The 23150-nt window shown below is 56.3% G+C and carries 21 protein-coding genes; 7 read left to right on the top strand and 14 right to left on the bottom strand.

Annotation, left to right across the window (positions count from 1 at the left end):
* Positions 1 to 9 precede the first annotated feature (9 nt).
* A complete protein-coding gene (locus GVI59_RS07985; protein ID WP_242013010.1) occupies positions 10 to 927 on the top strand; it encodes a transporter in 918 nt (305 codons plus the stop codon).
* Positions 928 to 1189: 262 nt separating this feature from the next.
* Here the strand turns inward: GVI59_RS07985 and GVI59_RS07980 are convergent, their stop codons facing one another.
* Positions 1190 to 2203 carry a glycosyltransferase family 4 protein gene (locus GVI59_RS07980; RefSeq protein WP_173573750.1) on the bottom strand — a complete coding sequence of 338 codons (1014 nt, stop codon included), beginning with the start codon at positions 2201 to 2203 and terminating at the stop codon, positions 1190 to 1192.
* 100 nt (positions 2204 to 2303) lie between these two features.
* Positions 2304 to 3194: a UDP-2,3-diacylglucosamine diphosphatase gene (locus tag GVI59_RS07975; protein WP_173573749.1), complete on the bottom strand. Its 891-nt coding sequence runs from the start codon at positions 3192 to 3194 to the stop codon at positions 2304 to 2306.
* A 163-nt stretch (positions 3195 to 3357) separates the two neighbouring features.
* On the opposite strand from GVI59_RS07975, the gene GVI59_RS07970 reads away from it, so the two are divergent.
* Complete coding sequence (locus tag GVI59_RS07970; RefSeq protein WP_173573748.1) at positions 3358 to 4230, top strand: diacylglycerol/lipid kinase family protein; 873 nt, start codon at positions 3358 to 3360, stop codon at positions 4228 to 4230.
* A 147-nt stretch (positions 4231 to 4377) separates the two neighbouring features.
* On the opposite strand, the gene GVI59_RS07965 is transcribed toward GVI59_RS07970, so the two are convergent.
* The 8 genes from GVI59_RS07965 to GVI59_RS07930 form a co-directional block, all read right to left on the bottom strand.
* On the bottom strand, positions 4378 to 5970 hold the full coding sequence (locus GVI59_RS07965; RefSeq protein ID WP_173573747.1) for a gamma-glutamyltransferase family protein: 1593 nt from the start codon (positions 5968 to 5970) through the stop codon (positions 4378 to 4380).
* Entirely contained in the window at positions 5970 to 6926 is a 957-nt protein-coding gene (locus GVI59_RS07960; protein ID WP_173573746.1) for a bile acid:sodium symporter family protein, read from the bottom strand. The genes GVI59_RS07965 and GVI59_RS07960 overlap by 1 nt, the downstream gene beginning before the upstream one ends.
* Positions 6926 to 8143 carry an oxalate/formate MFS antiporter gene (gene oxlT, locus GVI59_RS07955; RefSeq protein ID WP_173573745.1) on the bottom strand — a complete coding sequence of 406 codons (1218 nt, stop codon included), beginning with the start codon at positions 8141 to 8143 and terminating at the stop codon, positions 6926 to 6928. The genes GVI59_RS07960 and oxlT overlap by 1 nt, the downstream gene beginning before the upstream one ends.
* A gap of 40 nt (positions 8144 to 8183) precedes the next feature.
* Positions 8184 to 9752: a carbohydrate porin gene (locus tag GVI59_RS07950; RefSeq protein ID WP_173573744.1), complete on the bottom strand. Its 1569-nt coding sequence runs from the start codon at positions 9750 to 9752 to the stop codon at positions 8184 to 8186.
* Between the two features lie 27 nt (positions 9753 to 9779).
* Positions 9780 to 10640, bottom strand: coding sequence for a LysR family transcriptional regulator (locus tag GVI59_RS07945; RefSeq protein WP_173573743.1), 861 nt, complete (start codon positions 10638 to 10640; stop codon positions 9780 to 9782).
* A gap of 505 nt (positions 10641 to 11145) precedes the next feature.
* The gene (locus GVI59_RS07940) at positions 11146 to 12183 is read right to left on the bottom strand and encodes an alcohol dehydrogenase catalytic domain-containing protein (RefSeq protein ID WP_173573742.1); all 1038 of its coding nucleotides are present in this window, start codon (positions 12181 to 12183) and stop codon (positions 11146 to 11148) included.
* A gap of 33 nt (positions 12184 to 12216) precedes the next feature.
* A complete protein-coding gene (locus tag GVI59_RS07935; RefSeq protein ID WP_173573741.1) occupies positions 12217 to 13134 on the bottom strand; it encodes a polyphosphate kinase 2 family protein in 918 nt (305 codons plus the stop codon).
* An 18-nt stretch (positions 13135 to 13152) separates the two neighbouring features.
* Complete coding sequence (locus GVI59_RS07930; protein ID WP_173573740.1) at positions 13153 to 13908, bottom strand: SDR family NAD(P)-dependent oxidoreductase; 756 nt, start codon at positions 13906 to 13908, stop codon at positions 13153 to 13155.
* Between the two features lie 107 nt (positions 13909 to 14015).
* On the opposite strand from GVI59_RS07930, the gene GVI59_RS07925 reads away from it, so the two are divergent.
* The gene (locus GVI59_RS07925; RefSeq protein WP_173573739.1) at positions 14016 to 14618 is read left to right on the top strand and encodes a YqgE/AlgH family protein; all 603 of its coding nucleotides are present in this window, start codon (positions 14016 to 14018) and stop codon (positions 14616 to 14618) included.
* 234 nt (positions 14619 to 14852) lie between these two features.
* Here the strand turns inward: GVI59_RS07925 and GVI59_RS07920 are convergent, their stop codons facing one another.
* Genes GVI59_RS07920 through GVI59_RS07910 form a run of 3 tightly spaced genes read right to left on the bottom strand, consistent with a single transcriptional unit; the run spans position 14853 to position 17188 of the window.
* Positions 14853 to 15086: a DUF6587 family protein gene (locus tag GVI59_RS07920; RefSeq protein ID WP_173573738.1), complete on the bottom strand. Its 234-nt coding sequence runs from the start codon at positions 15084 to 15086 to the stop codon at positions 14853 to 14855.
* The gene (gene feoB, locus GVI59_RS07915) at positions 15083 to 16945 is read right to left on the bottom strand and encodes a ferrous iron transport protein B (RefSeq protein WP_173573737.1); all 1863 of its coding nucleotides are present in this window, start codon (positions 16943 to 16945) and stop codon (positions 15083 to 15085) included. The genes GVI59_RS07920 and feoB overlap by 4 nt, the downstream gene beginning before the upstream one ends.
* Before the next feature lie 3 nt (positions 16946 to 16948).
* Positions 16949 to 17188, bottom strand: a complete 240-nt coding sequence (locus tag GVI59_RS07910) for a FeoA family protein (protein WP_173573736.1) — start codon at positions 17186 to 17188, stop codon at positions 16949 to 16951.
* 170 nt (positions 17189 to 17358) lie between these two features.
* Between GVI59_RS07910 and GVI59_RS07905 the strand changes: the two genes are divergently transcribed.
* From GVI59_RS07905 to ybaK, 4 genes are all read left to right on the top strand, one after another.
* Positions 17359 to 18282, top strand: a complete 924-nt coding sequence (locus GVI59_RS07905; RefSeq protein WP_232877771.1) for an SMP-30/gluconolactonase/LRE family protein — start codon at positions 17359 to 17361, stop codon at positions 18280 to 18282.
* Between the two features lie 281 nt (positions 18283 to 18563).
* Positions 18564 to 20387 carry a translational GTPase TypA gene (gene typA, locus GVI59_RS07900; protein ID WP_173573781.1) on the top strand — a complete coding sequence of 608 codons (1824 nt, stop codon included), beginning with the start codon at positions 18564 to 18566 and terminating at the stop codon, positions 20385 to 20387.
* Positions 20388 to 20683: 296 nt separating this feature from the next.
* Entirely contained in the window at positions 20684 to 21859 is a 1176-nt protein-coding gene (locus GVI59_RS07895) for a mechanosensitive ion channel family protein (protein WP_173573734.1), read from the top strand.
* Positions 21860 to 21994: 135 nt separating this feature from the next.
* Positions 21995 to 22471, top strand: coding sequence for a Cys-tRNA(Pro) deacylase (ybaK, locus tag GVI59_RS07890; protein WP_173573733.1), 477 nt, complete (start codon positions 21995 to 21997; stop codon positions 22469 to 22471).
* 4 nt (positions 22472 to 22475) lie between these two features.
* On the opposite strand, the gene GVI59_RS07885 is transcribed toward ybaK, so the two are convergent.
* Positions 22476 to 23078 (bottom strand): DNA-3-methyladenine glycosylase I, encoded by a 603-nt coding sequence (locus GVI59_RS07885; RefSeq protein ID WP_173573732.1) that lies wholly within the window; start codon positions 23076 to 23078, stop codon positions 22476 to 22478.
* Between the last annotated feature and the right edge of the window lie 72 nt (positions 23079 to 23150).

The following is a 23150-nucleotide window of genomic DNA, read 5'->3' as shown; positions in this document are numbered from 1 at the left end:
GCCATCCTCATGACGTGGATGGGCACCAGTTCGTGGGCTCATGCGGACCAGTGGTATACCGGTTCGCTTGTCTCACCGTCGGGCACTACGCGCGCGGGCGTGCTCAATGTCGAACCCTACTATTCCTATAATCAGCCGCTTGGATCTTTCGATTCCCGTGGTGGGACACGTCCTGCCGCGCATCCAATGCAACGGACGTTTTCCAATTCCACACTATGGAAATATGGAATTCTGCCCGATTTCAGCGTGCAGGTGCATACGATCGTAAATTATGGCTGGAAGCACGATAGCGGACATTCCCACGGCCCAAAAACCGGCGATGTGCCGGTCGACCTGATCTACCGTCTTGTGCGTCCAGATCCAAAACGATACATTCCTGCCTTCAATCTTTTCGTTGGAATGATTTTCCCGACGGGTGACTACAAGAAACTTGGCGACGCGCAGGACGGCATAGGCAGCGGCGCCTATGTGTTCCGCTTTGCCATCACCGAGCAATCCACCTACACGCTGCCCGGAAATCATGAATTACGCCTGCGCGTGTGGAACTGGTTCCGTCGCGCCGTGACCTCGGCGACACTTGTAGACACCACCACCTACGGCACAGCGCACGGTTTCCGTGGGCGCGGTCAACCCGGCATGAGTGGCGAAACCGGCTTTTCTCTGGAATATGCCGTGAGCCAGAAATGGGTGCTGGCCATGGATCTTGCGCGTGACTGGTCCAATGGGTCACGCGTGCATGGACATGACGCGAGCGGAGCGTATGTAAAAAAGATCAGCAGCGCCGGAACGGACTGGCAGATCGCGCCTGCGTTCGAATATAACTGGAACTCTCGCTGGGGTATAATCGCGGGTTCGGCTTTCTATTTCGCCGGTCACAATAAAAGCATTCAGGTTTCACCACAATTTGCGATCAACGCGATGTTCTGATGCGCTTCAATCAGCATCATTGCGAAGAAAATGGGCGCTGAATTGAATGACTCGATTAAAATTTTATATTTTTACTTATTTTTATTGCATCATGGCTATTGTCCATTAATTGATGATCAATGATATAACTCGGTTTATCGAAAAGTTCTGAAAGAGACGTATTCTGACGGCCATCCGTTCAAGAAACGCCTCACAAAAATCCCCTTACGATTCCAGGCAGATTTTTTATCTTCAGTGAAAATTTTCACAAAGAGAGATAAAATCAGAAAGAAACAAGCGTATTCTCAAACATGTCCGCACAGGCTTCCCATGTAAACCGTTCCGCATGGGTGCGGCAGGCAGCGCGATCGCCATTCAACGCCAGCATACAGGCCGTACGCAGATCATCATTGACCGCACCGACGCATCCATCCGCATCGGCAAGAATATCCTTTGGTCCCGTCACATTGTAAGCAGCTACTGGCGTACCGCAGGCCAGTGCTTCCAGAACCACCAACCCGAAAGTATCTGTCAGGCTCGGAAACACGAACACATCGCCACCCGCATAAGCTGCTGCCAGCGCGCCCTCTTCCAGCCGTCCCGTAAAAATTGCCTGCGGAAAATTCTTTTCCAGCAAAGCACGGTGCGGACCATCACCCACAACAACCTTTGTGCCCGGCAGATCAAGAGACAGAAAAGCCTCGATATTCTTCTCGACCGCCAACCGCCCGACATGAATGAAAACCGGGCCTGAAACTCCCAGTTCTGTCTTCCAGTCCCTGCGCAGTTCCGGTGTAAAACGCGCAAGATCAACGCCCCGTGTCCAGGGCACCAGACGAGTGAAACCACGTGCCGACAGATCTTCACGCAGACTGTTGGTCGCGGCCAGAGTGCCTTGAGACTGATTGTGGAATCGTCTCAGTAGCGCATAGGCGGGGTTCAACCCCCAACCCAGACGGGCCTGAACATATTCCGGAAAACGTGTGTGGTATGAAGTAGTAAACGGAACGCCGTGTTTGCGGGCCCAGCGCCATGCCGCCCAACCGACCGGCCCTTCCGTAACGATGTGCAGAACATTCGGTCTGAAAGCTTTGACCAGCTTTCCAAAACGCCCACCGGGATTGAGAGCGAGTGGGATTTCCGGGTAACTCGGACATGGAATAGTGCGGAAACGATCCGGCCCGATGACCTCCACTTCATGCCCTTTCGCTCTGAGCATGTTGACGATGGTTGTCATAGTGCGCACGACGCCATTGACCTGTGGTGTCCATGCGTCCGTCGCTATCAGTATTCGCAAGCCAGACCTCATTCAACATGAAGAGAACTTTTGTTTTCAGAATTCCACAGAGTAATATATTCAGTCGTTATACTTATAGACACGCATGACGAAGAACATTTCAACCTGGTTGTTTAACCGACATCACGGCTTCACTATTCTCTTCATCCCGACGGGAAATCATGCTTTCTGCCCAGCGGAACCGGCTGCCAGCAGCAGGCGCATCCTGAACAGGAGAAGGCGTCTTCCGGCTCCAGTCAATCAGCGAGAACTGACCATGCCGATCCTCAACAAGACCGGTGCAGCTTTCCACCCAGTCTCCTGTATTCATGTAGCAGACACCATCTATTGTCCGGATTTCAGGACTATGGATGTGGCCGCAGATGATACCATCCGCGCCGACCTGACGCGCTTCTTTCGCCAGCGCCTCCTCAAAACGGTCAATGGCTTTTACAGCCCCTTTGACCCGCCGCTTCGCCCATGCGGAGAAGGAACGGTAGGGCAGCCCCAGTCGACGACGCACGCCATTGATCCATCGGTTCAGCACGAGGGCCGCCGTATAGGCCTGATCCCCCAGAAGCGCCAGAACAGGCGCGTAGCGCACGACACTGTCAAATTCGTCGCCATGCAGAACCAGATAACGCTTCCCGTCAGCAGCAACATGTTCTGCTCTGGGCATCAGGCGCACACCGGCGACTTCCAGATTCATCGGCAGCCAGCGACGAAACATCTCGTCATGATTGCCGGGAATATAGATCACATCCGTCCCATGGCGCGCCATCCGCAGGATGACCTGCAACAGCTCGTCATGATGATTGTCCCAGTACCATGACCGGCGCAACCGCCATCCATCGATGATATCACCGACCAGATAAAGCTTTTCGCAGGAAATGGATTTCAGGAAATCAGCTGCGAGAGCCGCCTGACTCCCTCTGGTTCCGAGATGAATATCGGACAGAAACACCGCACGATAGGGTGTTTGCCCGGCGAGGGAAGTATCAACAAAGCTCATGGCGTTCCGTCCCGCAGGAGGTCTGCCTTCGTGTAGAGCATCCCCGTCAGCGGCTACATGACAGTTCCATGATTTCTTGAAAATCACGGTGTCCGATCATGGTGCTCCTGCGTTGATCAGACGAAATTGAAAGCTACACCGCACGACAGGAAAGACCGATCGCATGTACGTCATCCACAATCCCACCGCAGGCCGCAGGAATACCGGCCGGTTGTGGAACGTGCTCGACTGTCTCGCCAGCCATGGCATTCCCCTGAAGATTCTTGAAACTCAGTATGCCGGCCATGCCACGGAACTGGCCCGTAAGGCGGTTCGTCAGGGCGCGGATATGGTGGTCGCGGCGGGAGGAGATGGCACGATTGCAGAAGTCGTTGCTGGCATGATGCATTCCGACACCCGCCTTGGAATCATTCCACTTGGCACGGCGAATGTCCTTGCCCACGAATTCAGTCTGCCTTTCGCACCGAAAGCACTGGCGGCCGTTCTCGGATCAGACGGCGGCACCGCCCTCTGGCCCGGAATCCTGAAATCATCCGATCACTCACGACTGTTTGTCCAGATGGTTGGGGCCGGTTTCGATGCGCATGTCGTGCATCATATCGATCTTGGCACGAAGCGCTTACTGGGACGGGGAGCCTATGTGCTCCAGACAGTTCGGGAACTGCCGCGTTATCAGTTCCCCTCGCTTTGCGTTCGGGCCGATGGCAAGGAATATCACGCCGCCAGTGTAATTGTGAGCAAGGGCCGTCTTTACGGCGGCCCTTACCTGCTGTCATCTGACGCCCTGCCGGGCGAACCCGGTTTTTCCGTCACGCTTTTTGAAAATGGCGGCGTTTCTTCCGCCTTGATGGCAGGGATTTCCCTGCCGCAGGGCAAGATGGGGAGTTTGCCCGGTGTACAGACTGTGCGTGCCTCCCATATAGAAATCACGACACCGGAAGGATTACCCGTGCAGGCGGATGGAGATCCGGCCGGAATGCTGCCGTTTGAAATTATGGATGCGGCAGGGCCCGTCGTGCTGGCGACAGGTGGATAGTGGAACTATCCTGCAATGCTGATTGCAATATTTTTATTTTCCGAATGATCTTACGCAAATTTTGAATATAAATCGCTCAATTACGCGACCCCATAATCGTGGATTATCATGACCACACGCTTATGGGGTTCATTTGATAGCTGCCCGTCAGAAACCTGCGGCCACTCCATCACTTCGTGGATCAGAAGCCCCTTCGATAAGACCGTCAGTGTGTCGAACGAGTGCGCCTGCATGCCCCATTATTGAAGAAAAGGCTGGAACAAGTTTTATATCATGCCCTGCCTGCTGAAGCTGATCCAGAACTGTCGGATCAAAACCAGCCTCCATCCTGAGCGATGAACTCTCTTCACCCCAGGTACGACCAAGAAGCCATCGTGGTGCGGTAATCGCTTGCTGCAAGGGCACTCCATAGCGGGCATATCGTGTAAAGAGCGCCGCCTGTGTTTGTGGCTGCCCTTCTCCACCCATCGTGCCGTAAACCATGATCCGGCCATCATCAAACCGCGCCATTGCCGGGTTGAGTGTATGAAACGGTTTACGCCCGGGTTCCAGACTATTCCATCCACCTTTCTCAAGACGAAACGAAGAACCTCTGTTTTGCCAGACAAGACCAGTCTGCGGCAGGAAAACTCCCGATCCAAATTCGAAATACAGACTCTGGATCATACTGACCGCTACACCAGAAGAGTCGATGACTCCCATCCAGGTGGTATCCCCCATCTGGGATCTTACGTCCCAGGGCATTGCATGCCGCATGTCGATACCGGCAGCGAGTTGGGCAATCCCTGCATCATCATCCAGAAAATCCTGAGCCGATCGTGTCATCCAGGCTGGATCACCAACATGTCTGTTGCGGAAGATAAAAGCGCGTTTTGTTGCCTCTACCAGACCATGAATATGATCATACCCATCCACCTGATCAGCGGTGATTCGATCGAAAATCTTGAGAATCGCCAGAGACGCCACCCCCTGTGTCGGAGGTGCTGTATTATAAAGGACAGCCCCTTTTATCGTTGTATGAAGTGGCTTGCATAACAGAGCCTGATGGCGTCTAAAATCAGATTGCCTCAGAGGACTACCTGCATTTTCAAGATCATCTGCAAGAGTTTGTGCCAGAGCGCCGTTGTAGAAGCTATCAAGCCCATCATGAGCCAGTTGCTTTAATGTCAGAGCCAGCGCCGGATTGCGGCGGATGGCCCCTGATGAAACCAGAGTTCCAGACAAACTATAAGCATCCAGAAACGATCTGTTTTCTGAAAGTTCCGCCTGCTTTTCATGTAGAAGAGAGGCTTCGCTATCAGAAACAACGTAGCCACACTCTGCATAATGGATGGCGTCTCGCAACAGACGTTCCAAAGGCAGGTTAGGACGAATAGACGTACTGAGACTGAGAGCTTTCTCCCATCCCGAGACAGCACCCGCCATGCTGTTGGCGGCCAGTCCTCCACGCCACGGAATATCGGTAACACCAGCCTCATCATACAAAGCGCGTGAGGCTCCCAGAGCCGCCGCTCCACACGCGTCAATGACTGTGGAGCGGCCATCTGGCCATGAAATCAGCCAGAAAGCGTCACCGCCAAGTCCGGTCATGTGCGGATAGACAGAAGAGAGAGTCGCGCCCATGGCGACCGTCGCTTCCAGTGCGGTACCGCCTTCCTTGAGAATGTCCAATCCGGCCTGACTGGCGAGATGATGCGGGGAAGTAACCATCCCGCGCAATGAGCGAACTGTATGAAGCATCACAAACCTGACTGATGTTTCTGGTGATAGCGTCGCGCTATCAGCGTGCAGAGGAAAAGCTGGATCTGATGATAGAGAATCAGCGGCAACACGACGAAACCCGCGATGGAATCAGAAAAAATGACATTTGCCATAGGAACGCCGGACGCCAGCGATTTTTTCGAACCACACAGGACAATTGACACTTCATCGCGTGAACTGAAACCGCAGATGCGGCTGAGTCCAAAACTTGCAGCAAGGACAATCAGCAGAAGCGCCAGATCGATACATGCGAGATCCACAAGGTCTCTCGACGAAAGATGTGACCAGATGCCCAGCACTACAGCATGGCTGAATGCTGTATAGACCACCAGAAGGATTGAAGAACGATCAAGTATGGAGATGGTCTTTTTACGTCGATGAGCCCACGCGTGCAGAAGAGGCTGCAGAAGCTGACCTGCTATGAAAGGCAGCAGAAGCTGGACGGCAATGTCTGTTACTGAACTCGCGGACCACACTCCCTGTTTATGCAGAACAAGCGACACCAGAACAGGCGTCAGGAAGATGCCGGCAATATTTGAAAGTGTGGCCGCACAGATGGAGGCGGCGACATTCCCACCAGCCATGGATGTAAGGGCAATGGAAGATTGAACGGTGGATGGCAGACAGCACAGGAACAGCACGCCCTGCCAGGTTGCTTCGTCGAGACTATGCGGCAGGAGCATATGCAGCCCTGTCCCGACCAGTGGGAACAGAATAAAAGAGCAAAGCAGGACAAGCCCCTGAAGTTTCCAGTTGCGGATATTTTCCACAATCGCACGGCGTTCCAGCTTAACTCCCTGCATGAAAAACATTGCCATGATCAGGAAATCTGTCAGGTAACCAAGGAATACAGTGGCTTCACCTCTTGCAGGAAGCAACGAGGCGAGCACCACAGCACTGATCAGTGCAACAAGGAACGGATCGGGTTTTCGCATCAGACCCTACCGCGCATGAAGCGGTGACGCATCGGCTTCAAAACAAGTATCGCCAATAAAGCCGTCAGAAGATCACCGCCGATCGCGCAGGCAAAGACTGGATGCCAGTTTCCACTCGCCTGATGCATCCATGCTGCAAGCGGTCCGCCGAATACAGCCCCAACGCCCTGCGCCATGTAGAGCAGACCATAATTTCGTGAAGCATCTTTCGTGCCGAAGGTGTCTGTAAGCGTTGCTGGAAAAAGAGAAAAAATCTCGCCCCACCCCAGAAAAACCACACCAGAAAGAAGAACGAATGCAACCGGATGATGGGCCAGCGCCAGCCAGCATGTCAGGGCTATAGCTTCGAGAGTGAAAGCGAAAGCCATGGTGCGCTCGCGGCCCAGATGGTCAGAAATCCACCCGAAAAGAGGGCGCGTGAGACCATTGGCGATACGATCCAAAGTCATTGCAAGAGGAAGCGCCGCCATCCCCAGAATTGTCAGGTGAGCAACATTGAAGTCATTGGCGATCTGCGCAAGCTGCGATGTGACCATGAGACCCGACGTCGCCATTGTCGCCATCATGAGAAACATGACCCAGAACAGAGGCGTTTTGACAACAAAGGATGTAGAATATCCCTCCTCTTCGGACGGTGAGGCCTGCTCAAGGGAGGAAAAAGCAGGAACCTTGAGAAACCATGCAGCGACAAGTCCCGCGGCTATGATTACTACACCAAAGGCGCCCATTGTTTCCCGCCAGCCAGAGGCGGCAAGCATGTAGGAGATTGGGAAAGTAGTCAGCATTGCCCCCATGCCGTATCCCGCTGCCGCGGCCCCTGCGGCCATACCACGTCGCTCCGGAAACCACTGCATGAGAAGAGAGACCACACCGACATAGACAATGCCTGTTCCGGCTCCACCCAAAATACCGTAGCTGAGATAAAGCATGTTCAGGCTATGGACCTGCGCGGTCACGACCCAGCTCAGACCGGTGAGCGCCACTCCCGCCATGATAAGGGTGCGTGCTGCAACATGGCGCCCGATCCATCCTTGTATAGGAGAAAAAAGCGTTTGCAGCACGATCAGCAACGAGAAAGTAACCTGAAGCGCTGCAGCGCTGGTTCCGAATTCGGTCTTCAGCATGGGTGTAAACAGTGTCCACACATACTGGGGAGAGGATATGGACGCCATGCAGGCCAGTCCTGCCGCCATCTGCCACCATCTGGAATTTTTCATGTCATACCCTTATGGAAAATGATGTTCAGAAAGACAGTTTTCAGTTTCTCACGCGCTGCAGGGTCGGAATCCCGAAAGCCGGGCTGAACTGCACATTCAAGGAAATTCCTGTCTGAATTGCGGTATTCACATTCGGGATAATGGTCTTGCGGCCCAGCTGATCTGGATTCCAGATGTATTCAACATATGGAGTGAACATGACACCTGGAGCGATATTCAGGCCGTAGTTCAGCTCCATCATCGTTTCCTGAGCCGCCCACTGATTGTTATGTCCATGAGCAGCCATGGTATCGTTCATGCCATGGACAAAACGACGATCCCAGATCAATGTCTGGCTGACGAAGCCCACATAATCCCTTGGGCGCGAGGCGAATGGGCCCCAGTCAAAAAGACCGGCTACGAAACCATCCTTTACGGAAGCGTCTCCGGAAGTCATCAGGTTCGCCGCTGCAAACACAATGAGACCTCGGGTACCGTTCTCTTCAGGTTTCCAGATCATCTGTTGCGCCTGCAGATAAAGCTGCGTACGGCCGCGCCGCGTCATGGCTGTACCGCCGGAAAGCGGACGAGACTGTCCCATCGTATTGTAGAGAGGGTCGGAATAGGTCGCCGTGTCATAAACGAAGCCAAGATCGTAAGCACGAGGATATTTATCGTTTGTAAAATTGGTGCGGTATCCAACCTCTGTCGGAATATACTCGCCTTCCGCTCTATCAAATCCCCAATCCGGACCGGGCCAGCTATTGTGGTTGGACAGTTTAAGGGAGGGCTCAGCTTCCCAGATGCCAGTCTTGATGTAAGTTTTGGCGGTGGGCTTATAGAGAAAACGTGCCCCCCAGGATGATGTTACGAAGGAAGGCATCGAACCGTTTATGGTCAGCGTTGTAGGAACCGAACACAAAAAGCTGGGGAACATACAATAAAGCTCAGAACCATCGAATTCTCCGCCCTTCGGCATCGATCGTCCAGCGAGAATGAACAGGTGATTGTTGAAGAGCGCCTGATCCCATGTAAATTCACGTACCTGAAAGCCGTTGTGGTTTCCGTAGTAAGATACAAACCCCCAACTTGACCCGGTATTACCCCCTGCTCGTCCCTGACCGGCGACTTCATCCGCCAGAAAGTGGATTTTGGCGCCTGGAATGTGAGCAAGACGCTGCATATCAAGATCAACACCCACACCGGCAAAGTTGTTGAAAAATGAACCATGATCAATGCCGCCAGCAGGGACGCCGGAATACTGGGACACATTCCAGCCAGTGAAATAGATTCCGCGATCTCCCAGATATTTTCCTGCATCAACGATCGGTTTGAAATGAAGAGAGAACAGATAAGGCTGCTTTCCTATGGAATGAGCGCTATTGGCGGAGGGTGCGGAAGGAATTCCTCCAGGCGTGCTGTTTGTCGGAACGTATGCAGGCACTGAAGGATCAGTCATGGAACGGGCACGTGGATCGAACGTGGATTTCCCATGCACAACAAAATCATCGCTTTGCACCACTGCTGGGGCAGCAAGAGCAGATCCCGGAAATCCACCCATACTGAATCCCGAAAATATTGTTGCCATAACGCAACAATATAGTTTCTTTTTTGAACGTGAGTTTTCCATTATTTCGTCCATTCAGAAGGTTTTGGTTCAGGATGGAAAAATAGTCTTTGCCCCGTCGATCAACATCTGTTCAGGAACGCTGAAATCGGAACGATTTGTGAGTACCACGAAGTTGACGGACGGCGCTTCAGGCAACGGCAACGGCATGACAGGTTCCATCAGCACACTGCGTTTGAGGAAAGCAGGCTGCAGGGTGTAGCCATATCCTGCTTTGACCGCCCCTAGGAGAGCGCCAAGGCTGTCACTGCAAAAAGCGATATGCCAACGTATCTTGTGACGATTCAGTGTTTCAATCGTCATACGACGTGTCACGCTTCCTTCTGGAAAAACCACAAGAGGTATAGAATCTTCCTTTGAAAATTCTGTTTCCGGGTAGGCATACCAACGCAACTGCTCCTGCCAGAGGGGCACTCCATGAGTTTCATTTGGCCCTCTCATTCCGAACATCAGGTCAATTTCTCCCTTGTTCAGTTCGGCACGCAATTGGTGACTGAGACCAATAGTCTGACTGACTTTTATTTCCGGATGTTTTTTTCGAAAATTACGTAGTACCAAAGGAAATTCCGATAGAACGAGGTCTTCGGTAAGGCCGATCCGAATATATCGTGGCCGCTCGAGTGTCGAAGAGAGTTCGAATATATGATCCTGTTGCCTCAAAAGATCCTCAGCAAGCGGAATAAACAACAGCCCTGCCTCGGTAAGCTCAACGACTTTTGTGGATCTTGAAAGCAGACTGACGTCAAGCATCTCCTCCAGCCGCGTAATATGCTGGCTGATGGTTGACTGGCTGATGTCCCGCTGATGAGCGGCCGACGTGAAGTGGAGCGTCTTGGCCACAGCAAGAAACGATCTGAGGTGCTGCAGATCCAGATCCGATTTATCGCGCAAACAAATAACTCCAAAGGAATAATCCCTTTAACAGATTAGTCCAGAGTCGTAACGATTCCGTCAAGCGCAATGATGATTTCGACAAAGAAAATCCGGATTACAGCGGGATGAAATTTACAGAAAAATTTACTAAAATTACAAAATATCATTATTATAATTAGAATTATTAAAAATATATTTTATACCATCTTTCTTCATTCAACTCTTCACTCCGCCCGGTTGAGAGTGAAACAAGACGTTCTGGTTTTTTCACACATGATATGCTTATCGTTTTCGTCAATAGATCACGAACCACCTTATCCACCCCCAAAACCCCCATCAGACGTGGATTGAGAGACGATATTCGTGCCGCTACTTACGATTGAGTTATGCCGTGGGGCGAAGGATGGAGGGCCGTTTTTCATATGCGATTAGCCGCCTCTCCAGCATCCAGGACACTCTGAGACTGACGAAGTCGCGTCCTGTCCGCGCTTAAAAAAGAAACAGATACATTCAAAAGTGGATTTCAGGGAGCCAGCACAATCCTCCCATCCAGTCCTCCCTCTCGTGTTTTCATCAGAGCAGCATCAAATGATTCCAGCGGCAGAACCTCTGCAACAGGAGAGCGCATGACGCCTCGGGCCAGAAGAGCAATCGCTTCATGAAGATCATCAAGGGTCGAACCGACTGACCCAAGCAGCGTAATTTCCCGCACAATGAAATCGATGGGATGGGACTGAAAAGCCTCGGTCGTATAACCAAGCATCACCATTCGCCCACGACGACGCAGCATGTGCAGGGCGCTGCTCATGGCCGTTTGCGTGCCGAGCAGTTCGAAAACAACATCAGCGCCCTCGCCGGTCAGTTCCCGCACACGGCTGACTGTGTCTGACGTTTCCAGCACATCAATGATGTGCTCCGCGCCCATCTCCAGCGCGATCTGCGCTCTTGCACCACCGCGTCCAATTGCAATGACCCGACCACCAGCCTGACGAGCATATTGCAAAAGAGCCAGCCCTACCCCGCCGGTTCCATTGATCACCACCCAGTCTCCCGGATGGATGGCCGCCATGCGTCCGGCATGCACTGCCGTGGAACCGGCACATCCCATGGTCGCAGCTTCAGCGAGATCAACATGCTCCGGTACGGGCACACAGTTCTTCACGGGAACAGTGATGTATTCGGCATAACCGCCATCACTCGAAAACCCCGGCTGGGCTTTGGGATGTGGACACAGATGATCATCGCCTACACGACAGTAACGACAACTGCCGCACCCGACATAGTAATAAACGACGACTTTGCGGCCTTCCCACGCCTGCTCCACGCCCGCACCGCAGACATCGACCGTCCCGGCGATCTCATGCCCGACTGTAAAATCCCTTTTGCCGAGATCCAGCAATCCATCCTGAATATGCAGGTCCGTCCGGCACACGCCACAGGCGGCAATTCTCACCCGGACTTCACCCGCTTCAGGCTCAGGAATGGAGACAGCCCGCAAGACAAAGGGCCGGTCTGGAGAAACAAGCTGCACAGCTTTCATCGTCATGGGTGAAGGAGACATGGGATCACCTGCGGGTTGGTCGGACAAGAAAGCTCAACCGACCTCTTTGCTGAGCTCGTCCTTATAGGCGTCAAGACTTTTCATGAGGCCTGGTTCAATGACCGGAGGCTTCTGCTTCAGGTCTTCCAGAGCGCCGATGATCGTCTCTATGATCGTCAGACGCGCAAACCATTTATGATTGGCCGGAATCACAAACCAAGGCGCGTAATCGCGTGCGGTATGAGTGATCGCTTCCTCATAAGCAGTCTGGTAATGATCCCAGAACTGACGTTCCCTGACATCGGATGAAGAGAATTTCCATCTCTTGTCCTTGACGTCCAGACGGCTGAGAAGACGCCTCCTCTGCTCATCCTTTGAGATATTGAGAAAGAATTTCAGAACAACGGTTCCCTGTCGCGACAGGTAGTGCTCGAAATGCCGGATATCGTCAAAACGTCCCTGCCAGAAAGCAGGCGTGCCGACCTCACCGGGCAGATGCTCCCGCTCCAGCAACTCGGGATGAACGCGCGTGACCAGCACGTCTTCATACTGGCTGCGATTGAAAATCACGATACGTCCGGAAGAAGGCGCCGAAATATGGATCCGCCAGAGGAAGCCGTGCATCAGTTCCTGTGGGCCGGGCTGCTTGAAAGACGTGACCGACACACCGGCAGGATTCACACCTGACATCACATGCTTGATAGTGCCATCCTTGCCGGCGGCATCCATGCCCTGAAGCACGATCAGCATGGACGCTCCACTGTTGGCGTAAAGCAGTTCCTGAAGATCGGAAAGACGCTTCTTCGCCTGTTTCAGAAGCGCCTTACCCTCCGGTTTGGTCAGCCCCAGTCCGGCGTCATCAGCCGGATTGTAGTCCTTCAGTTGAAACGGTTTTGACGGATCAACACGATAACGCGTGGTGAGGATGGAAAGATCCTCCAGTGTAACCTTGCTTTCAGGGGCGGCATTCATATCCCGGTATGTCCTTCTTCAGTCCACATCACGCACGACCGACAGGCCGCCTGCCGCCTGACAGACAGGCATCATCTCGATGCGGTTGATGTTCACATGCTCCGGCAGGCCAAGAACCCACGCAACGGTTTCGGCAATATCTTCCGGCAGGATGGGTTTGGTGCCGCGATAGACATCCGCCGCTTTCGCCTCGTCCCCCAGACGCACATTGCTGAACTCGCTGCCCCCGCAGAGGCCGGGCTCCAGATTGGTGGCGCGCACACGGGTGCCGAGCAGATCGGTCCGCAGATTTCTCATGAACTGCGAGACAAACGCCTTGCTCGCGCCATAGACGTTTCCTCCCTTGTAAGGATACGTCCCCGCCGTACTGCCGAGAGACACGACGTGACCATGGTTGCGCTCCACCATGCCGGGCAACAGCGCGCGGGTGATCTCGACCATGCCCGAGACATTCGTCCCGATCATGCGCTCCCAGTCGTCGATATTCGTGGTCTGCGCCGGGTCCATACCGAGCGCCAGACCCGCGTTGTTGATCAGCACGTCGACCTCGCGCCAGCCCTCCGGCAGTTCGGTGGGCAGGCCCCGCAGCGCCTCCTTGTCCAGCATGTCCAGCGCCAGTGGAAGAAAGGCGTCCCCGAGAGAAGCCTGCAACGCGTCGAGTCTTTCGGCGCGCCGACCGGTGCCGATCACCCGGTAGCCATCCTTTACGAGCCGTTCGCTGATGGCGCGACCGAACCCTGCTGTCGCACCTGTTACAAGAACCGTGTCAGTCATCGTTCAGTTCCTTCTCTCTTCTGGGTGGCCCGCATTAGCCCCTTTCTGCCGTCAGCTTGTCAAATGGCTCGGTTGTCAAATGGCTCCGGGCGCACCATATCTGGAGCATGCAGTTTTTACAGTCTGATACGGTTGCACCTTGCGGCGCCGAAGAGTCACTCGCAGGTCAGCTTCTCATCGCCATGCCCTCGCTTGCGGAATCCGAGTTCGACCGGAGCGTGATCTATCTGTGCGCACATTCAGCGGACGGCGGCGCAATGGGCATCGTCGTCAACCGCCGCATCTCGCAGCCGGGTTTCGATGATCTTCTGCTGCAACTCGACATCGCCCCCACCCCGCCCCGCCGTCGTATCGGCCTGTGCGCCGGCGGCCCGGTTGAAGCAGGGCGAGGACTGGTGCTTCATTCCACGGACTGGGACGGCGACGGCACACTGACCGTCAACAACGATATTTCCCTCAGCGCCAACCTTGAAGTGCTCAAGGACATTGCCGCCGGAGACGGTCCGCGCGATGCGCTGCTGGCCCTTGGCCACGCGGGCTGGGAAGCCGGACAGCTGGAAGAGGAAATCGCCCGTCATTCGGCCTGGCTGGTTGCCCCTGCTTCACGGGAGATCGTTTTCGGGGCGGATCATGCAGCGAAGTGGCGCAAGGCTCTGGCGGCGATCAATATCGATCCCCTGCGGCTGGCGTCATTTTCGGGAAGTGCATGAAGCGCTTCAGAGCGTCACAAAGGGACCAGATCCTTTGATGCCGGGCCTGTTAAAAGACCGCTTCAAAAACCAACAGTGAAATCATGAAGAGGTTTTTGGCGAAGCTTTTTCAAAAAGCCCCCGAGAAACATCATCTTTATGAAAAGCACGTTACCCGACGACCGCTTCGCTTGTACGCGTCAGATACCGGGTGCTCACATCAGGTAGCCATACAGTCGTACTGATCTTCGTCCGTCAGTGACAGCCGCCGCCCTTGCTGTCGCACCCCTTGCATCCCCCACACCCACCGCGTGGACCTGCATTGGCCCGTCCGGCCACAGCAGTCTGAAGCGCGGAAGGAGCATGAACCGTGCGCAGGAGTGCTCCCGTGCTTTTCCACAGTTTCTGCGTCACGGAAGGCGCAAGACGCCCCAGCCAGTAAAGAGCGCAGACAAGAACCAGAAATCCGATAATCAGGCTTTGAATCATGACGGCCCCCATCCCATCGCCAGCGCGAACCTCCATGTGAGGAAAGACGCCAGATAGGCCAAACCGAACAGATAACCGGCCGTCTGAAAGACGACCTTCCAGCCGCCTGTCTCACGCCGGATGACGGCCAGAGTCGAGAAACACTGCGGCGCGTAGACATACCATGCCATCAGCGACAGCCCGGTCGCAAGACTCCATTGTCTGGACAGGATCGGGATCAACTGGGAGGCGGCATCGGTATCCACTCCCCCGACCGCATAGACAGTCGCCAGCGCGCTCACCGCGACTTCACGCGCCGCCAGTCCGGGGATCAGCGCCACGCAGATCTGCCAGGTGAAACCAAGGGGCGCGAAAACCGGCAGCATGATGTGCCCGATCCAGCCCGCCAGACTGTAATCAATAGCAGGCCCCGTCGCGCCAGCCGGCGGCGCAGGAAAGCTCGAAAGCGCCCAGAGCAGCACGCTGAGCGTAACGATGATGCTGCCGACGCGTGAAAGGAAGATGACCGCCCGCTGCCAGAGTCCCAGCGCCACATTGCGCAGGCTCGGCCAGCGATAGGCGGGCAGTTCCATGAGCAGCGGATGCTCTTCCTGAGCGCCACCCCGCTTCATGACCCACGCCACGCCCAGCGCGCTGAGGATCGCCACCATATAGAGCGCAAACAGCACCAGTCCCTGCTGGTTGACCATGCCACCGATGGAACGCCGGGGAATGAAGGCTGCGATCAGCAGGGCATAGACCGGCAGACGCGCCGAGCAGGTCATCAGCGGCGCAAGCAGGATGGTGACAAGCCGGTCCCGTGGGTTCTGGATGGTGCGCGTCGCCATGATACCCGGAACGGCGCAGGCGAAGCTGGACAGCAGCGGAATGAAGGAGCGTCCGGACAGACCGGCGGACGCCATGATCCTGTCCAGCAGGAATGCGGCACGGGGCAGATAGCCAGACTCTTCCAGAATCAGAATCCAGAGGAACAGGATCAGGATCTGCGGCAGGAACACGACCACAGTTCCGGCTCCGGCAATGATCCCGTCCACCAGCAGGCTGCGGATCAGCCCGTCCGGCAGAAACTGGCGGATCATCTCGCCAAACCCGGAAACACCGGCGTCCACCGCATCCATAACCGGCTGCGCCCACGAAAAGACCGCCTGAAACATGACGAACATCAGGGCCAGCAGGATCATCAGCCCCCAGACGGGATGAAGAATCCAGCGATCGAGCCGGTCTTCCAGCGCTTCGGAAGCGACGGCGGGGCGTGATGTGCATTCCGTGAGAAGCCGCCGCACCGTGGCGTGGACTTCCTCATGGGCATCCGCCTGAATGACAGGCGCGTGGAGAGGCGGATTATCCAGAAGCTTCAGCAGATCAGAAGCGCCGCTCTTCCTGATCGCCACAACACCCACCACCGGCGCACCAAGCTCGGCCGACAACCGGGGGAGGTCGATTTCCAGTCCTTCCTTGCGGGCGGCGTCCAGCATGTTGAGCACGATGATCGTCGGGCGTCCGAGACGGCAGACTTCCAGAGCGAACCGAAGATGCAGCCGCAGATTGGTCGCGTCCAGAACACAGATCAGCAGTTCAGGCGCAGGCTCTCCCTTGTACCGTCCGGCGCAGACATCCCGCGTGACGGCTTCGTCAGGGCTGGTCGCGGCAAGGCTATAGGCCCCCGGCAGATCGAGCAGGCGAAAGGGCCGACCGCCCGGAGTGGTAAATCGTCCCTCCTTGCGTTCAACCGTCACGCCTGCATAATTCGCCACTTTCTGGCGGCTGCCGGTTAACAGGTTGAACAGCGAGGTCTTGCCGCAATTGGGATTACCGACCAGCGCCGCCCGAAGCGGAAGGGTTTCGATCAGTACGTCCATGATTTACGCAACGTCCTGCAGAATGACCCGGGAGGCCTCCGACCGACGGAGGGCAAAGCGCGTGAATCCGATCTTCACAGCCAGCGGATCACCCCCGAAAGGGCCGATGGCGACAATACGCAGGGGTTCTCCGGGGACGAAGCCGAGCTCACCCAGCCGCTGCGCCACGGTATCATCCGCGCCACGGTGGTCTATGTGGTCGATAATGGCGTCAATTCCGGCCGGAAGCTCATCCAGGCGCATGCGCAGATCCTATCCGCCTGTTCTGTTGGCATGTTGCGAATGATACCTATTTCCTATTCATGCCTGTGTCCACTTCGGCGTCAGACAGGCGGGGGACAGGTAGGCAGGCCACGCATCACTGCGCAGCAACTTTCCCCATTTTTGCCCGTTACCAGCCCGGAGGCATGTCTATGACCGCACACATCCCTGTAGACAGAATTTTTCAGGCTACGGAAGCAAAGATCAACGAAGTCGTCAGCGTCTGGAATCTACAGGCGAAGCTCGGAGAAGGACCGGTCTGGAGCGAAACGGAGTCTGCATTCTACTTCGTTGATATCCTGAGCTGCGCCCTGCATCGTTACCGCCCCTCCGACGGGATGCGTTCAACCTGGCATGTGCAGCGCCGTCCGACCTTTCTGGTACCAACCCAGGACGGCGCCCTGATCTGCGGCATGGAAGACGGTCTGTATCTTTTCGATCCTGAGACCGGACGCACCCATCCGTTCATACCCGTCGAACAGCACCATTCCCGCACACGCCTGAACGACGCCCATGTGGACAGGTCCGGACGGCTCTGGTTCGGCACGATGGATGACAAGGAAGAACTTCCCATCGGCTCCCTCTACAGCATGGAAGGGGGGGATGTGGCCCTGCGTCGGCATCATAGCGGCTACACGATCAGCAACGGCCCGGTCATGTCTCCGGATAGTCAGACCCTCTATCACTGCGAGTCGGCGCAAGGCGTGATTTACGCCTTTGACGTCACATCGAACGGGGATCTCGCAGACCAGCGGATTTTTGCCGAAGTCAGCAATGGCGCGCCGGACGGGCTGGCCATGGACAGTGCCGGCACGCTGTGGGTCGGCGTCTGGGGTGGCCACAGGCTGGAACGCTTTGCCCCGGACGGGACACGCCTCGCCCCGATTCCCGTTCCTGCCAGCAATGTGACCAAGGCGGCTTTCGGTGGCGATGATCTGCGGACGGTGTTCATCACCACGGCGCGCAAAGGGCTGTCGGCTGCCGAACTTGAAGCGGAACCGCTGAACGGCGCCGTGTTCTGCCTGCGCACTGAAACACCCGGCATGCCGCAGGGTCTCATGATGCTGCCCGGATAAGGCAGGCGCACACGGGTCTATGCCAGCGATCGACCGCTCTGAGGTCATCAGCGAAAACAGTCCTCTCTCCGGGCAGGAAACCGGAACGAAAAAGCAGTGAAACCGGTGTGACCGAGACAACCGGTCACGCCGGTTTCACGTCAAAGACGCGCTTGACCGCGAAGTTTCGCGTGCAATCCGCGCCGCCGCCCTCTATGGACAGCCGTTAACAGGTGTCCGCTGCGCGCTTCTGGCTGTCAGTGGCGGACATGTACGTAAAGAAAGATCAGGTCCGCCTTACGATGGATATTCGCAACATCGCCATTATCGCACACGTCGATCATGGCAAGACCACTCTTGTTGACGAACTGCTCAAGCAGTCCGGCTCGTTCCACGAACATCAGCAGGTTGCTGAGCGTGCGATGGACAGCAACGACCTTGAGCGCGAGCGTGGCATCACCATTCTCGCCAAGTGCACGTCCGTCGTCTGGAAAGACACCCGTATCAACATCATCGATACACCGGGCCATGCCGACTTCGGCGGCGAGGTCGAGCGTATCCTGAGCATGGTGGACGGCGCGATCGTGCTGGTTGACGCCGCAGAAGGCGCGCTGCCGCAGACCAAGTTCGTGGTCGGCAAGGCGCTGGCCCGTGGCCTGAAGCCGATCGTCGTCGTGAACAAGATCGACCGTGGCGACGCCCGTCCGGACGAAGTCCACAACGAGATCTTCGATCTGTTCGCTTCCCTCGGCGCGAATGACGAACAGCTCGACTTCCCGATGCTTTACGCTTCCGGCCGTCAGGGCTGGGCGGACACGGAGCTGGATGGTCCCCGCAAGGACCTGTCCCCGATGTTCGACCTCGTGCTGCGTCACGTCCCGGCTCCGAATCTGGACAAGGACAAGCCGTTCGCAATGGTTGCGACCATCCTCGAGTCCGACAACTTCCTTGGCCGCGTGCTGACGGGTCGCGTCGAGCAGGGTCGTGCGAAGGTCAACATGCCGGTCCGCGTGCTGCGTGAAGACGGCAGCGTTGTCGAGACAGGCCGTCTGACCAAGCTGCTCTCCTTCCGTGGCCTTGATCGCGTGCCTGTGGATGAGGTCGAAGCCGGTGACATCGTCGCCGTCGCCGGTCTGTCCGACGCCACGATCCCGGAAACGATCGCTTCTCCGGAAGTGACCGAAGCCCTGAAGGCCATTCCGGTCGATCCGCCGACACTGTCCATGACGTTCCGCATCAACGATGGCCCGCTGGGTGGTCGTGAAGGCAAGAAGGTCACGTCGCGTCAGATCCGTGACCGTCTGTTCAAGGAAACGGAAAGCAACATCGCCATCCGCGTGACGGAAAGCCCCGAGAGCGAAGCGTTCGAGGTTGCCGGTCGTGGCGAGCTTCAGCTTGGCGTGCTCATCGAGACGATGCGTCGCGAAGGCTTCGAGCTGACCATCGGTCGTCCCCGCGTGCTGTTCCACACCAACGAAGAGACCGGCGAGCGTGAGGAGCCTTACGAAGAGGTTCTGATCGACGTGGACGAGCCTTATTCAGGCGTCGTGGTCGAGAAAATGTCGCTCCGTAAGGGCCAGATGCAGGACATGCGTCCGTCCGGCGGCGACAAGGTGCGTCTGACCTTCCTGATCCCGTCACGTGGCCTGATCGGCTATCACGGCGAGTTCCTGACCGACACGCGCGGCACTGGCATCATGAACCGTCTGTTCGCGGGCTATCAGCCTTATGCCGGCACGATCGAAGGCCGTCGCAACGGCTCGCTGATCTCGTCGGAAGACGGTGCGACCACGCAGTATTCACTGTTCTCCCTGCAGGACCGCGGCACGCTGTTCGTCGGCGCTGGCGAGAAGGTCTATGTCGGCATGATCATCGGTGAACATTCCCGCGAGAATGATCTCGAAGTGAACGCCGTCCGTGAAAAGAAGCTGACCAACATCCGCGCCGCCGGCAAGGACGAGGCGCTGCTTCTGGTTCCGCCGCGCAAGATGAGCCTCGAGCAGGCGATTGCTTACATCGAGGACGATGAGCTGGTGGAAGTCACGCCGTCCGCCGTGCGTCTGCGTAAGCGCTACCTCGACCCGCACGAGCGCAAGAAGAACGAGCGTTCCAAGAAGAACGACTGATACAAAACGACTATATAGGGGACCGGGCGGCAAGCCTGCCGACCGGTCCCTGAAGCGTTCAGCGCTTCCCTACGGCGGGGGACCGGTTCTCCGCCCGTATGGCCTCCGGAGCCGGGCGTCATGCCCTCATTCAGAACCGGGCCGGAACTTTTCGCCTGTTTCTGCGCTCCTGATACTGACTGTCCGCAGTCCATTCGAAACATAATCGACAGATTCTTCGGGCAAGGCTGTATGCTGTGCCCTGCCGATGGCGTCTGGCCATCTGTTTTCCTGCGCGAAAGGATGAGGACGAGCCTTTGAAACAGACGTTTTTTTCAACCCTCCTGGACATTCAGGGGTGGTTCGACTGGCTCCCTCCCACCATCGCCTCCCTTTTCATCCTCTTCGCCCTTGGCGCCATGGCGGCGTGGATTGCGGGCTTTATCCTCAAGCGTGGCTTTGCCCGCGTGCCGGGAAAGAAACGTCCGGGCTCCTTTATCCGCACCAGCGCGACCATCCTGAGGCATCCTGTCCAGTTGGTAGCGGCATCCGTCATCATGATTCTGGCGATTCCGGCTCTGGAGATCTCTACCCGGATCGTGGGGCCACTGGCGCATCTGCTGGCGGTCCTGATCGTCTTCGCTCTGGGGCTCAGCCTCATCCGGTCGGCCCGTCTGGCCTGTTCGCTCTACATCGAACAGCTCGACGCCTCGGGAGAGGAGCACGAGGAAAACATTCTGGGCAGAAAGCATCTGACTCAGGTCAGGCTGCTTCAGCGCATCGCGGAAATCCTCATCGGGCTGCTGACCGTCGGTGCGGCGCTCATGACGTTCGAACCCGTCCGGCAATATGGCCTCAGCCTGCTCGCTTCCGCCGGCGCGGCTTCCCTCGTGGTCGGTCTGGCCGCCCGTTCCGTGCTGACCAACCTGATCGCGGGTGCGCAGATTGCCGTCACACAGCCCATCCGCATGGGCGACATGATCGCCTTCAACGGCGACTGGACATGGGTCGAGGAAATCAACGCGACGTTCGTGGTTCTCCGCGCGTGGGACAAGCGCAGGCGGATCGTGCCGCTGTCCTACTTCCTCGATAATCCTTTCGAGAACTGGACCTACAATTCCGCCGAACTGACCGGCGCGGTCTATCTCTATCTCGATTTTCTGGCTCCCGTGGAACAGATCCGTAACAAGCTCTCCGAAATTGTCGAAGGTTGTCGCGAGTGGAATGGCAAGGACTTCAGCGTGCAGGTCGCGGACTCAACGGACCGGGTCATCATGCTGCGTATCACTGCCGGGGCGCGGACTGCCGTGCGAAGCTGGGACCTGCGCTGCGCCATCCGTGAGCGGATCATTGTCTGGATACGCGAAAACTGCCCGGAAGCCTTCCCGCAGACGCGGTTCTCGACCCCGGCTTCATCAGACGAAAACCAGCCCATGCCCTTCCGCCTGCAGGGACCGATGCCAGAAGGTCCGGGCAACTCGTTCTCCCTGTAACCCAACTCTGCAATGACAGTATCGGAACGCAGGAACGGCTGCTCCTGTTTCACGACCGTTTCAGGGTTGGCAAACGGCCTTCCGCCTGTTTTTCTCCTCCGGTCTGTTTTCAGGACGATCAGCAGGAGCCAGAACGTGACGAAAGAGACTGCCGCAACCGTCTTTCTTGCCGGGCAGGATGTGCCTTACAGTCTGCATGAATACACCTACGCGCCGGAAGGTGGTCCCATCGGGATGCAGGCGGCGGAAGCGCTCGGTTCAAGGCCCGACAGCGTGCTCAAAACACTGGTGGTGGAGATCGACAGGAAGCAGCCCGCCTGTGTCATCGCGCCCGTGGATCAGAAGCTCAATCTGAAAAAAGTAGCGGCCCTTTTCGGAGGGCGGAATGCCCGCATGATGAGCCCGGAAAAGGCGCATGAACTGACAGGTTATCAGGGTGGTGGCACCAGCCCGTTCGGTCAGAAGACAGACATTCCACTGGTCATTTCGCAGGATGCGATGACGCAGGATCACATCTACATCAACGCTGGAGATCAGGGTTTCGTCGTCCGGATCGCGCCCGCCGATGTGGTGCGGTTGAGAAATGCAAAGGTGGCAGAGGTGGGGGCGTAAGCTCTCACCGTTCCGGCACGCTGAAAGCTGCCCGCGCGGCTTCCGCTTTTTCCCGCATCGCGCAGTCGGGCGCGTGGTCATTGACCAGTCCCATCGCCTGCATGAACGCATAGACAGTGGTGGGACCGACAAACTTCCAGCCGCGTTTCTTGAGTTCTTTCGAGAGCGCGCGGGAGGCTGCCGTTTCGGACACGATTTCTGGCACTGGTAGTCGTTCCGGCTCGAATTGCCAGATAAAGGCCGCGAGCGAGCTTTCCTTCTCCACCAGTTCCAGCATCCGCCGGGCATTGTTGATCGTGGCTTCGATCTTGCCTCTGTGGCGGATGATGGCAGCATTCTGGAGCAGACGCTCTACATCCTGCACTCCAAACCGGGCAACGCGCTCCGGATCGAAGCCATGGAAAGCCTCCCGGAATGCTTCCCGTTTCTGGAGGATGGTTCTCCAGCTCAGGCCGGCCTGAAAGCCTTCCAGACAGAGTTTTTCGAACAGACGCTGGTCTGAGGAGACGGGAAAGCCCCATTCCCTGTCATGGTAAGCTTCATAGTCCTTGGTAACGGTGCACCATGCGCATCGTAGTCGCCCGTCATGGCCAGCAATTGTTTGCAATAGGGTTTCCTCTTTTTGAGCAGGATCAATATTTTCTGAACTGGACTAGCCTTCAGGCGATATATTAGGAAG

This window comes from Acetobacter sicerae (genome assembly GCF_011516765.1).
Lineage (GTDB): Bacteria > Pseudomonadota > Alphaproteobacteria > Acetobacterales > Acetobacteraceae > Acetobacter > Acetobacter sicerae.
This window is presented reverse-complemented; position numbering and strand designations above follow the sequence as displayed.

Bases quoted from the DNA above. Each gene is read 5' to 3' on its own strand.
- GVI59_RS07985 (WP_242013010.1), top strand. From the start codon at position 10: ATGACGTGGATGGGCACCAGTTCGTGGGCTCATGCGGACCAGTGGTAT.
- GVI59_RS07975 (WP_173573749.1), bottom strand. From the start codon at position 3,194: ATGAGCTTTGTTGATACTTCCCTCGCCGGGCAAACACCCTATCGTGCG.
- GVI59_RS07970 (WP_173573748.1), top strand. From the start codon at position 3,358: ATGTACGTCATCCACAATCCCACCGCAGGCCGCAGGAATACCGGCCGG.
- GVI59_RS07965 (WP_173573747.1), bottom strand. From the start codon at position 5,970: ATGCTTCATACAGTTCGCTCATTGCGCGGGATGGTTACTTCCCCGCAT.
- GVI59_RS07960 (WP_173573746.1), bottom strand. From the start codon at position 6,926: ATGCGAAAACCCGATCCGTTCCTTGTTGCACTGATCAGTGCTGTGGTG.
- oxlT (WP_173573745.1), bottom strand. From the start codon at position 8,143: ATGAAAAATTCCAGATGGTGGCAGATGGCGGCAGGACTGGCCTGCATG.
- GVI59_RS07950 (WP_173573744.1), bottom strand. From the start codon at position 9,752: ATGGAAAACTCACGTTCAAAAAAGAAACTATATTGTTGCGTTATGGCA.
- GVI59_RS07940 (WP_173573742.1), bottom strand. From the start codon at position 12,183: ATGTCTCCTTCACCCATGACGATGAAAGCTGTGCAGCTTGTTTCTCCA.
- GVI59_RS07935 (WP_173573741.1), bottom strand. From the start codon at position 13,134: ATGAATGCCGCCCCTGAAAGCAAGGTTACACTGGAGGATCTTTCCATC.
- GVI59_RS07930 (WP_173573740.1), bottom strand. From the start codon at position 13,908: ATGACTGACACGGTTCTTGTAACAGGTGCGACAGCAGGGTTCGGTCGC.
- GVI59_RS07925 (WP_173573739.1), top strand. From the start codon at position 14,016: ATGCAGTTTTTACAGTCTGATACGGTTGCACCTTGCGGCGCCGAAGAG.
- GVI59_RS07920 (WP_173573738.1), bottom strand. From the start codon at position 15,086: ATGATTCAAAGCCTGATTATCGGATTTCTGGTTCTTGTCTGCGCTCTT.
- feoB (WP_173573737.1), bottom strand. From the start codon at position 16,945: ATGGACGTACTGATCGAAACCCTTCCGCTTCGGGCGGCGCTGGTCGGT.
- GVI59_RS07910 (WP_173573736.1), bottom strand. From the start codon at position 17,188: ATGCGCCTGGATGAGCTTCCGGCCGGAATTGACGCCATTATCGACCAC.
- GVI59_RS07905 (WP_232877771.1), top strand. From the start codon at position 17,359: ATGACCGCACACATCCCTGTAGACAGAATTTTTCAGGCTACGGAAGCA.
- typA (WP_173573781.1), top strand. From the start codon at position 18,564: ATGGATATTCGCAACATCGCCATTATCGCACACGTCGATCATGGCAAG.